Source organism: Bacteroidota bacterium, assembly GCA_034723125.1.
GTDB lineage: Bacteria > Bacteroidota > Bacteroidia > CAILMK01 > JAAYUY01 > JAYEOP01.
This window is the reverse complement of the sequence record JAYEOP010000323.1, coordinates 1-11267: the sequence shown is the minus strand read 5'-3', so window position 1 is coordinate 11267 and position 11267 is coordinate 1. Positions and strand designations below refer to the sequence as shown.

The window sequence follows — 11267 nt, the reverse complement described above, 5'->3', positions numbered from 1 at the left end:
CTTTCCGATATTACTTCTCCGTTTTCTGATTGCTTGTTCCCTGTTTCAATCTTTTCAATTAAGATTAATTTTTCAACCAATTCATCAATTGAAAACTCTTCAGGAAATTTGTCAATCTGTTCTTTAATACTAAACCGCTATCCAGATGCTGATTAAGAAAATAAATTATTTTTGTTTTGTTTTTCTTCACAAAATTCTTGCATAGCCATAGCTACGGAATAATTTTTTGAATAAAAAACAGAGCGAAAAGAAATGTTTTAATTTCAGTATCTTGATGGCGATTTAGTATAAGTCTAACTTTTGTCAACATATCATTTATTTTTTTATTAGTCCAAAGATACTAAATTTATATTTTGTTTGTAATTGTATTTTTTTTCAATATGCAAGGTAACGACTGATGTAAGAGTAGTAGCGGTTTTCAAAGCGATACTGTTCAAATTACCCAATGAGCCAAATAAGAGCTACATTGCCTGAATTCACTAATAAACCGCTATGAACTATACATTTTGTTAGCGTTTCGTGATTTTATTCACTAATTTCTATTTCTTCAAGTTCGCCTTTGAAAAATTGGGTAGGTATTATTAATGGACCAACGACATTACCAAGATTTGATGATAATGTTGTAATAAACGACCTAACATACGGAAACATTATTGCAGGTGCATTAGAATTTACAAAAACCGTCTTCAGTTCTTTAGTTATTTCAGCATCTAGTTCAAAACTACCAACTGCCCTAATATTTAATTCAAAGCAATCTTCCACTTTTAATTCTAAGTCCATTATAATTTTAAAATGATTTAGATTGTCTGTTGGATAAAAAACTTTGGGTTCACAATTAATATCAATTTGCAAATTTTCAGTTCTAGGAGATAACGCATTAAAATTAACATTTAATATATCAACACCATGAAACGTCAGTTTTGTTTGTTTATTAACTTCCATTATGCAGCTTTATCAAGTTTTTTGCTTGGTTCATCGTTATTACATGTAGTAATAAAGTTTGTCTTAAATGAAATACTTTGATGAAAAGAAAAAGGTTTTTCTTTCATTGTTTTTACACTTCCATGTCCGAAAAAACTCTCAACACTAGTCTTTCTTTGGTCTAAAATCCAATTACTTAAAGTCTCTGTTGTTTCTTTTGCAAGAGCTTCGTCTAATCGTCTTTCAAGTTCTTTTAAATCTAACATTGTTTTAATTTTAATCACATTCCATTTCAAAATGGAGTGCAAAGTTACTAATAATATTCAAATTATAGACTGCAATCTGAATTCGTTTTCTATAATTCAAGTCTTTAACCAGTAAATCTTCACTAAATGGCAAATCCTGAAATAATATTCCGTCAGTAACATCTGACCAATTAGCTTTTTCTTTAAAGTATTGATTTATTTCTTTTTTTTTTGCTTTAATGCCAGTTTTTTTTGAAATAAATTTAGCTGCTTTTTCTATTTGAGTTACCCAAAAAGTATAATGCTCTTCATTGAAAACTGTGTCTAATACATTTTCGCAGTCAACATTAGCTTTATAAATTTCAAAAAAACTTGTAGTCCTTTTACCATTATTACCCCAATGTATTGCATCAATTTCATTATCCCAAAAGTAATAGCCAATACCTAACCAAGCATTTTTCCTTTTGCAAATAATAGGAGAAATCAACCTTTTTTCTCTTTTCTCCTGAGTATGATACATTGTTCTCATTAAATAGTATTATATTTTTTCACGAAAATAATCAATTTTAAATTATCACAAAACTAATAGCGAATATATTTCATCGTTGCTACCATGAACGCTAACGACTGCAATATAGCATGAAGCGGATTGCGAGTGACTTACTATCAAACCGTAATAAAATTAAACGGGTTAAAACCGCATCAATTAAGCACTTTACCGCTTTTTGCTATATTGTTTGTTATGCAATGTTATTTTGAATTTCGCATTGTATATTTTTCAATCTCTTCATTTCTAAACACTAAAATATTCATTTCTTTCGAAGATGCATTTTTAATCAACCTTAAATGAAGCTTATAAAAACAGTCATTTGTGACTAAAAAATAACAATCTAATATTTTAAAAATATCCCACCTTTGATTTCTATCCCAGGTTGATAATTTGAATTTATTATCAGATAAAAATTCTTCGTAAATAGTATCTCCTTTTATTAAAGTTTCCCATCTGCCATTTATGAGAAAATCACTGATTATTTTTTCATCTTTTATATTCTTGATTTTTTTTGTACTTGGATTTAAAAATGTCACATTCACATTTGAATTTGCTTCTCCAATGTTAATTCGTAATCTGTTTTTATCTAATACTCCTGTTAACACAGTGTCATTTTTGATATTTCCAATAATATTTCCACCATCAATTCTATATTCAAATATCATTGTGTCTAATAGTGTAGAACATTTTTCATAATTAATTACAAAAGAAACAATGTTTATTTTGTTCTCTGAAAACCATAAAACAGAGGACAAAAACTTAGTCGTGTCTGAATGCATCACACTGTCAGCCTGATAATTATTTATTCTATATGAACCAATCCATAATTTATCATTTTCAACATTCTGACAATAAGTATCAAATACTTTAAGTACAATTATTAATATTAGTAGAATTAATCTTTTCATAATATTGCATAACGAGTAAATATAATGACCAGTCATTATATTTCCATTATATATTTTGTTAAAAAATTCCATAATTCAATATTATCCAATGGCTTATAAATTTTGTAGTTTTAATATTTTCATGTTCTAATAAATTTTGAATGTATCTTAAAATACTTTTGCAAATATAATAAAATTTTCACTATACAACAAAACAATACAGTCTTTTCCCCTTTTACTCAACTTTTAATAGCCAAATTATACTTAACGGCAGTCTGTCTAATAAGCCCGAATATTGATATTTGTACCCAATCAGTAATTCTCCAAATATCTGTTTTTTAAAATCATAGATTTTGTTGTCTCATCAAAATAATTGCATTTTAATAGTTTGTTAGACAGTCTGGTAACGGTCTCGGCTATGCGTAGTTGCGTGGGTTAGCACTAAATTTTGCAAAGACATACCAATTTGGAAATTCCGCTGGAATTTCCAAATTAGGCGAAAACAAGCAATTACTTATAGCCATTGTTACAAGATGTGGTTTTCTATGGGTTTTGACTCTTGTTTAACTCATCAAAATAAGCTAGTTTGTTTTTCAAATCTTCGTTCATTTCATTGTTGAAGTATGCAATTTTTACTCTTTTTTTATTTTGATCTAATAGTTCAAATTCAGACACTTCTTTCCATTTAAATCTAACTGATTTAGCGTGAGTATTTCTTTTGGGATTTCCTGTCGGATATAAAACTTTTCCAGCTTTTAGAACTCTTTTAGCATAATATGGGTATAACTCTCCGTTTGGCATAGAAATAATTGAAATAGTAAGAATATCCAAGTTAGTTTCTTCATACAATATTGTAATGAAATAAGTTAAACAAATCTTTTTTGATTTATCGGGCAAAGTATAAAATGTCGGTAAACAAGCTTCATCATAAGTCTTCTCTACGCCACTTACATCAAGTTTTCCTATGTAACTATTTTGATTATTTCCAACAAAAATATCACTTGTATAATCTCCAATATTTCGAGTTTGAACAGTTTTAAGGTCAATATGGATAAAAGCATCTTCTACTTCAAAAAATAAATCCGCACCGATAGGTGCAGAGTTTGGTTGACCAATGCCTTTGCCATTTAGTAAAGAATACACAATTCTTTCAGCACCAGTGGCAAAATCTGAAATTCCTTTCCCTTCTTCGTTTGGATTCCATTTAGGATACCAATCGTCTTTAATCTTATATTTTGTCTTAAAACCTAAAAGTAATTCGTCTTCAGCGAATTTTAAAAAGTAGAAATATTTATTCAAATACTTCTGCTCTAATATTTCGATTTTCTTTAGTTGTTCTAATTGCTTTTTTGTTAGATTGCTCATATTTATCTAATTCTACTTTAATTACTTCAGCTATTTTTTCTGCTAAAAGTACAGGTACAGCATTTCCTATTTGTTTATACAAATTACCTAAACTACCACAAAAAATAAAATCATCTGGAAAAGTTTGAATAATCGCACATTCTCTTACTGACATTCTTCGTTCTCTGTTTGGATGAATTTCTGGTCCAGTTGCAGTAATTGTATCACTAGGTAATTCCCAATTGTTTATTCTTAAAGATTGTTCAAATTTTATTTCTTTAAGTTCTAATTCGGTTACTGCTTTGTCATAAGTGTCATCAAATCCTAGAATTTTTTTAAGTTCCCACCAATCACTTGGATTTGGAATACTACCTGAATTATTGTCTTTTCTAAACCAGTGTCCTGCGGTATGTGCATATCCAAAATGTTCGTCTATTTTTTTAGTCGACCAACCACTTTTATTTCTCCAATATTTCAAATAATCACAAATTTCGTGTTGATTTACTTTGTGTTTTCTACCCCAAAATTTATCAGCAACATTTGTTCGAGCTACGTGATTATAAATTATTTCTCCTTCTAATTCAAAGGATTTGTCTCTTGTTCTAACATTTGCTAAATGACCAACAACATCTTTTACAGAAATATAAGGTTTTATAGAGTCATTAAACAAATCATTAACTAAACCGTGTGTTATTTTAGGGAACGGGTTTTTGAGTCCCAAACGATTTCCTATAATTACAACTCTTTCTCTATTTTGAGGAACACCATAATCGGATGCTTTTAGAAGTCTATATTTAACATTGTAACCTAAAGCTTTGAAGTCATCAATAATCATTTTGATTACTTTTCCTTGTTGCATAGAAAGTAATCCTTTTACATTTTCTCCAACAAAAAATTTAGGTTGTTTGTCCTTAATTAATCTTAAAAGTTCTTTGTATAAAAAATTTCTTTCGTCTTCCATACTACGTTTAGTGTTGGCAACTGAAAACCCTTGACAAGGAAAGCCACCTAGAAGAATATCGAAATTATTAGGTATTTCATCACTAGGAATTTTAGTTATATCGCCATAAACTATATGGTCTCCAATATTTTTTTTGTATGTTTCTACTGCTTCTTTAAAGAAATCATTTGCCCAAACTATTTCAAATCCTGATTTAATAAATCCGAGGTCAAATCCTCCACAACCTGAAAACAAACTAGCTATTTTATATTTTTCTGTCATTTGTTTTTCTACTTTTTCTGATTGTCAAATTTACAACTTTAATTTCAATTTACGGTCTTTCTAGTATTTCTTGCAACGAGTGGATATAATGACCACTCATTATATTTCCGTTACATTTTTTTATTAATAAATTCCATAATTCAATACTGTCCAATGGCTTATCAATGTTGCCTGCCTGTGCGTAGCACACAGACAAGTCAAGCCCTTTGCTACTAATATGCATATAAATCTCTGTGGTAAAATTTTACACATAACCTTTAATTTTTACCTTTGAAGTATGACTTTTTCTTTACTTCTTTGCCATAGTTTTTTCAACTTCCTCTACTGTTTTAGGAATATCTTTACTAAAATTTCTATAACTGTCTTTTGTAATAAGAATGTCATCTTCAATACGAATTCCACCAAAATCTTTAAAGCTTTCTACTTTATCATAATTAATGAAATCAGTAAATTTATTTTCCGATTTCCATTGGTCTATTAGTGCAGGAATAAAATAGCAACCGGGTTCAATGGTAAAAACAAAGCCTGTTTCAAGCTTACGACCTAATCTAAGAAAAGCCAATCCGAATTGGTCGCTTCTTTTTGTTTCTTCATCATATCCTACATAATCTTCACCAAGTCCTTCCATGTCGTGTACATCAAGTCCCATCATGTGTCCAAGTCCATGAGGCTGGAACAAAGCATGAGCACCATTTGCAACAGCATCATCAATATTGCCTTTCATAATTCCAAGGTCTTTAAGTCCTGATGCTAAAACTTTTGCTGCAATAAAATGAAGGTCTCTATTTTTAATTCCTGGTTTTGCATTTTTTATAGCGTCCATGTTTGCCTTAAGAACAATTTCGTAAATATCTTTTTGTCTTTGGTTGAATTTGCCTCCAACGGGAACAGTACGTGTAATATCGGATACATAATTCATTGCTGTTTCTGCTCCTGCATCTGTTACCATCATTCGTCCTGTTTCTAAAATATTTCCATGATAATGATTATGTAAAGTTTGACCGTTTGTACTCAAAATTATTGGGAAAGATGGGGGATTTCCATTTGCTAAAGAAATACCTTCAATGATGCCAGCAATTTCTTGTTCAATAATTCCCGGCATTGCCATTTTCATTGCTGTTGTATGCATTTTATATGCGGTATCAGTTGCTTTCTCAATTTCAATTATTTCATATTCGTCTTTTATAGAGCGAAGTTTTACAACTGCTTTTATCAAATCAACTGAAACATTTTTGCTAATATTATCTGTGGTTGTTTCAGTTAGTGATGCAAGTTTAATAATATTATCGTGTCTGTATGGTGGTAAAAAATGAATCTTTCTCCCTTTTGAAATTGCTTCTTTAATAAAGCTGTCAAGTTTTGTAAACTCTTCTGTATTTTCGATTCCTACTTTTTCACATCTATCTTTCATTGATGGCTGAGGACCCATCCAAATAATATCATCCATGCTAGCATCATTTCCGAAAATATAATCTTTATTTTCATCGATATCCATTATACCTGCAAGTCCATCATGGTTAAGTCCGAAAAAATATAAAAAATCTGAATCCTGTCGGTAATGATAAGTGTTAGCAGGATAATTCATTGGAGCTTCATTATTTCCAAGAATCAGGATAATTCCTGAATCAAGTTGTTCGCGAAGTTGTTCACGTCTTTTAATATATATTTTTGAGTTAAACATTTTAATTATTTTAATTTTAGAAAAAATTATTTTATGGCATTTTATATACTAATGCATTAACATTCATTCCCGCACCAACTGATGCAAAAACAAAATTATCTTTCGAATTTAAACTTTGATTTTCTATTTTCCCATTAATTAATAAATCATACAGAATCGGCAAAGTGGCAACAGAATTATTCCCTATTTTTTTTATTATCATTGGCATAATGTTTTGGGGAACTTGTTTTATATCGTACAAGCGAAATAGCCTTTTAACAATAGCATCATCCATTTTTTCATTAGCTTGATGAATAAGTATTTTTTTAATATCGTTAATAAAATATCCGATTTTATCAATACTGTCTTTCACAAGTTGAGGAACTGTTGTTATTGCATATTCGTATAATTTTCTTCCGTTCATTTTAAGAAAAAGTTCATTACTTTGACTATCAGGATTGTAGGATTTATCCATTTTTAACAAATGTGCAAATTCTTTGGTATCCGATCTTGTGGAATGTGTTAATATTCCCACAGCTTCTTTACTTTTACTAGCTTCAAGAATTGTTGCTCCTGCACCATCAGAATAAATCATACTATCAATATCATGTGGGTCGGAAACTCTTGATAATGCTTCTACACCAATCACTAATATTTTTTTTGCATCTCCTGATTTAATAAAATAATCTGCTTGAATAACCCCTTGTAGCCATCCCGGACAACCAAATGGTAAATCATAGGCAACAGTAAAAGGATTATTAATTCCTAATTTATATTTTATTCTTGCAGCAATACTCGGTACAATATCAGAGCGATTATTTGACTTTTCAACATCACCAAAATTATGAGCAACTATAATATAATCAAGGCTTTCTTTGTCAATGGATGATGTTTCTATTGCTTTTTGGGCAGCGAAAAAACCAATATCTGATGTTACATGATTATCCTCAATATATCTTCGTTCTTCGATTCCTGTAATTTTTTGAAATTTATCAATTATTTCACTATTCTCTTTAGGGATTTTTTCTCCTGCTGAATTAAAAAATGTATTGTTTAAAAAATCTTCGTTTTTAATTATTTGGCTTGGAATGTAACTCCCTGTCCCTGTAATGATTGAAAATACCTCACTTTCCATAATTTTCTTTTACTTTCTTTAAAGGACTTAAATTTTACTTATCAAATTTTTTTTATCTACGATTTTCTGTTTGTTGTTTTTAATTAAATAAATAAGCCCTTTGTTTTTAATTGTTTATAATGAATTGCGAAAATACAAAAAAAAATCTATCTTATTTAGTGTCTCTAAGAAAACTCTACAAAATTAGATTCCTATCTTTTTGCGATATTTTCATCTTTTTCAACTCACTGATGCTAAGGCATCGCCTCGTCTCAAAAAATAAAAATCTCACCTGCCTGACGGCAAAGGCAGGTCAAAAATCTTAGAAATCATAAAATTTGATAGTTTTCTTAGAGGCACTATTTACTTGCCATCAATTTCTCAATTTCATCAACTTCTACAGGAATATTTTCCATTAAATTTACTGCTCCTTTATTGGTAATGAGAATATCGTTTTCTATTCTTATTGCAATGTTTTCTTCTGTAATATAAATTCCCGGCTCAAAAGAAAGTACCATTCCTTCTTCAAATTTTAAATGTTTTTGTCCTACATCATGAACATCAAGTCCCATAAAATGTGAAGTACCGTGCATAAAATATTTTTGATACAATGGTTTTTGTGGGTATTGCTTACTTATATCTTCTTCGGAAAATAATCCAAGTTTTATCATTTCTTTTTCCATGAGTTTATTCACTTTGGAATTTACTTCATCAATAGAAGCACCCACTTTCATAAGATTTTTTGATTGTTTAGATACATTCAATACCGCATTGTAACATTCTTTTTGGCGTGGAGAAAATCTGCCGTTTACAGGAATTGTTCTGCTCATGTCCGCTGAATAGTTTGCATACTCAGCACCAAAATCAAAAAGTATTAGGTCGCCATTTTTACATTTATCATTGTTGTCGGTATAGTGAAGGCATAAAGCGTTTTTACCTGCTGCAATTATTGGCTGATAAGCATTCCCTGTAGCTTTGTTTATCAAAAATTCATGTTCTATTTCTGCCTGTATTTCGTACTCCCAAAGATCGGGTTTTACAAATTTTAAAACTCTGCGAAATGCTTTGTTGGTAATCTCACAAGCTTTTCCCATTAGTTCTATTTCAATGCTATGTTTTTTGGTACGCAAATCATACACATAAGGAGCAAGTCTGTGATAATTATGATTTGGATATTCTTCTTTTATCCATTTAGCAAAGCGTTTATCCTTGTAAGGAACTTCTGTTTTAAATTTTGGTAATTCAATTGAGTTAAGGTAAACATTGTTTGCATAAGTCATAATTTCATTGAGTATCATTTCAAATTCATCAAGCCAAAAAATGTTTTTTATAGCTGAAATATTTGTTGCTTCTTTTTTTGTAAACTTATGTCCTTCCCACCTTGCAATTTTATCATTTGTTTTGATAACAAATGCCATTTCTCTATATTTTTTTACAGGAGAATCAGGAAACAAAATAACAATAGTTTTTTCTTGGTCTAAACCTGATACCCAAAAAGTGTCAGAATTTTGTCTGAATACGAAGGTTTGATCTCCATTTCTCGGGTATTCATCATTTGAATTAAATATTGCTATTGAATTAGCTTGTAGTTTTTTTACAAGTTTTTCTCTGTTATCAATAAATAACTGTGGGTCAATTTTATCGTATCGCATATCTTAATATTTTATAAAAAAATATGCAGAAGAAACATTTCTTCTGCATATTTTTTATTCATTGTTTTCAACTATCAAATTTATTAAAATTTGAATCAGTCATTTTATCTCCCAACCATGTTTTCAGGTTTTACCCACTCATTAAACTGATCTTCGGTAAGTAATTTAAGTTCCAATGCCGCTTCTTTTAAAGTAGTTCCGTCAGCGAATGCTTTTTTAGCAATTTTTCCTGCGTTATCATATCCAATATGAGTATTTAGAGCTGTAACAAGCATCAAAGAATTATTTAAAAGTTCTTTAATTTTCGGATAATTTGGTTCTATTCCTATAGCACAATTTTCATTGAAAGAAACAGACGCATCTCCAAGTAATTGAGCGGAATTAAGAAGATTAAGAGCCATCATCGGTTTAAAAACATTTAATTGAAAATGTCCTGTCATTCCACCTACTGTAAGAGCTACATCATTTCCAACTACTTGAGCACAAACCATTGTTAATGCTTCTGCTTGTGTAGGATTAACTTTACCAGGCATAATTGATGATCCCGGCTCGTTTGTAGGTATTATCAACTCACCTATTCCTGAGCGAGGTCCTGAGGAAAGCATTCTAATATCATTGCCGATTTTCATTAGGCTTGTAGCTACTGTTTTTAATGCTCCTGACATTTCAACTATTGCATCATGGGCGGCAAGACCTTCAAATTTATTTTCTCCTGTGATAAAAGGAAATCCTGTTAGCTTAGCAATATTTTTTGCAACAAGTTCTGCATAGCCTTTTGGTGTGTTCAATCCTGTACCTACTGCTGTTCCACCAAGTGCTAATTCAGAAAGGTGAAATAAAGCTGAATCAATAGCTTTTAAACCATGATCGAGTTGAGAAACATAAGCTGAAAACTCTTGACCGATAGTAAGTGGTGTTGCATCCATAAAATGTGTACGACCAATTTTTACAACATCATCAAAAGCTTTTACTTTTTCTTCAAATGTTGCTTTTAGTTGTTCAATTCCAGGAAGTGTGGTTTCAAGTATCATTTTGTAACCCGCAATATGCATTGCTGTTGGGAATGTATCATTTGATGATTGTGATTTATTTACATCATCATTGGGATGAAGAATTTTCTTTTTATCAGAAAGTTTTCCACCTTTTAAAACATGAGCTCTGTTTGCAACAACTTCATTCATATTCATATTTGATTGTGTTCCTGAGCCTGTTTGCCAAACAACAAGTGGAAATTGGTCATCTAACTTACCATCAATTATTTCATCACAAACTTGAGCTATTAAATCAGCTTTGTCTTTGTCAAGTACACCGAGTTCGGCATTTGTTATTGCGGCTGCTTTTTTTAAATACGCAAAAGCATAAATAATTTCTTTTGGCATTTTGTCGTTTCCTATTTTAAAATTCTGGAAAGACCTTTGTGTTTGTGCTCCCCAGTATTTTTCTTTTGGTACTTTTACTTCTCCTAAACTATCTTTTTCAATTCGATATTCCATAATGTTTTAATTTTTAATTACAAAAAAGGTTTCATGCAAATTAAAGCATGTATAAAATCATTTTTAATGATGTTATCAATAAAAATTACTTTGGCGTAAAGTTCGTAAATATTTTTATAACATTTGAAACTAATTCAATTTGTTATTGGGTGGATGCTTTTGTGTTTTGTAACAAATTG

Annotated in this window: 10 protein-coding genes; all 10 read right to left on the bottom strand. The window is 30.2% G+C overall.

Going from position 1 to position 11267, the window contains the following annotated elements; all coding sequences use genetic code 11:
• Window positions 1-525: 525 nt before the first annotated feature.
• The 10 genes from U9R42_09060 to fumC all read right to left on the bottom strand — a co-directional run bounded on the left by U9R42_09060 (window position 526) and on the right by fumC (window position 11088).
• Window positions 526-942 (bottom strand): hypothetical protein, encoded by a 417-nt coding sequence (locus U9R42_09060; GenBank protein MEA3496168.1) that lies wholly within the window; start codon window positions 940-942, stop codon window positions 526-528.
• The gene (locus U9R42_09055; protein MEA3496167.1) at window positions 942-1187 is read right to left on the bottom strand and encodes a hypothetical protein; all 246 of its coding nucleotides are present in this window, start codon (window positions 1185-1187) and stop codon (window positions 942-944) included. Before U9R42_09055 ends, U9R42_09060 begins: the two co-directional genes overlap by 1 nt.
• 10 nt (window positions 1188-1197) lie before the next feature.
• Window positions 1198-1695, bottom strand: coding sequence for a hypothetical protein (locus tag U9R42_09050; GenBank protein MEA3496166.1), 498 nt, complete (start codon window positions 1693-1695; stop codon window positions 1198-1200).
• 221 nt (window positions 1696-1916) lie between these two features.
• Window positions 1917-2624: a hypothetical protein gene (locus U9R42_09045; protein MEA3496165.1), complete on the bottom strand. Its 708-nt coding sequence runs from the start codon at window positions 2622-2624 to the stop codon at window positions 1917-1919.
• Between the two features lie 522 nt (window positions 2625-3146).
• Window positions 3147-3968 carry a hypothetical protein gene (locus U9R42_09040; protein MEA3496164.1) on the bottom strand — a complete coding sequence of 274 codons (822 nt, stop codon included), beginning with the start codon at window positions 3966-3968 and terminating at the stop codon, window positions 3147-3149.
• A complete protein-coding gene (locus tag U9R42_09035) occupies window positions 3895-5169 on the bottom strand; it encodes a DNA cytosine methyltransferase (protein ID MEA3496163.1) in 1275 nt (424 codons plus the stop codon). The genes U9R42_09040 and U9R42_09035 overlap by 74 nt, the downstream gene beginning before the upstream one ends.
• A 289-nt stretch (window positions 5170-5458) precedes the next feature.
• Window positions 5459-6850: an aminopeptidase P family protein gene (locus U9R42_09030; protein MEA3496162.1), complete on the bottom strand. Its 1392-nt coding sequence runs from the start codon at window positions 6848-6850 to the stop codon at window positions 5459-5461.
• 31 nt (window positions 6851-6881) lie between these two features.
• Complete coding sequence (locus U9R42_09025) at window positions 6882-7964, bottom strand: ketoacyl-ACP synthase III (GenBank protein ID MEA3496161.1); 1083 nt, start codon at window positions 7962-7964, stop codon at window positions 6882-6884.
• Window positions 7965-8302: 338 nt separating this feature from the next.
• Complete coding sequence (locus tag U9R42_09020) at window positions 8303-9595, bottom strand: aminopeptidase P family protein (protein MEA3496160.1); 1293 nt, start codon at window positions 9593-9595, stop codon at window positions 8303-8305.
• 104 nt (window positions 9596-9699) lie between these two features.
• Complete coding sequence (gene fumC, locus U9R42_09015; protein ID MEA3496159.1) at window positions 9700-11088, bottom strand: class II fumarate hydratase; 1389 nt, start codon at window positions 11086-11088, stop codon at window positions 9700-9702.
• Window positions 11089-11267: the final 179 nt, after the last annotated feature.

Coding starts and splice junctions, on each gene's coding strand:
- U9R42_09020 (MEA3496160.1), bottom strand. CDS start 9,595: ATGCGATACGATAAAATTGACCCACAGTTATTTATTGATAACAGAGAA.
- U9R42_09040 (MEA3496164.1), bottom strand. CDS start 3,968: ATGAGCAATCTAACAAAAAAGCAATTAGAACAACTAAAGAAAATCGAA.
- fumC (MEA3496159.1), bottom strand. CDS start 11,088: ATGGAATATCGAATTGAAAAAGATAGTTTAGGAGAAGTAAAAGTACCA.
- U9R42_09030 (MEA3496162.1), bottom strand. CDS start 6,850: ATGTTTAACTCAAAAATATATATTAAAAGACGTGAACAACTTCGCGAA.
- U9R42_09045 (MEA3496165.1), bottom strand. CDS start 2,624: ATGAAAAGATTAATTCTACTAATATTAATAATTGTACTTAAAGTATTT.
- U9R42_09035 (MEA3496163.1), bottom strand. CDS start 5,169: ATGACAGAAAAATATAAAATAGCTAGTTTGTTTTCAGGTTGTGGAGGA.
- U9R42_09060 (MEA3496168.1), bottom strand. CDS start 942: ATGGAAGTTAATAAACAAACAAAACTGACGTTTCATGGTGTTGATATA.
- U9R42_09025 (MEA3496161.1), bottom strand. CDS start 7,964: ATGGAAAGTGAGGTATTTTCAATCATTACAGGGACAGGGAGTTACATT.
- U9R42_09050 (MEA3496166.1), bottom strand. CDS start 1,695: ATGAGAACAATGTATCATACTCAGGAGAAAAGAGAAAAAAGGTTGATT.
- U9R42_09055 (MEA3496167.1), bottom strand. CDS start 1,187: ATGTTAGATTTAAAAGAACTTGAAAGACGATTAGACGAAGCTCTTGCA.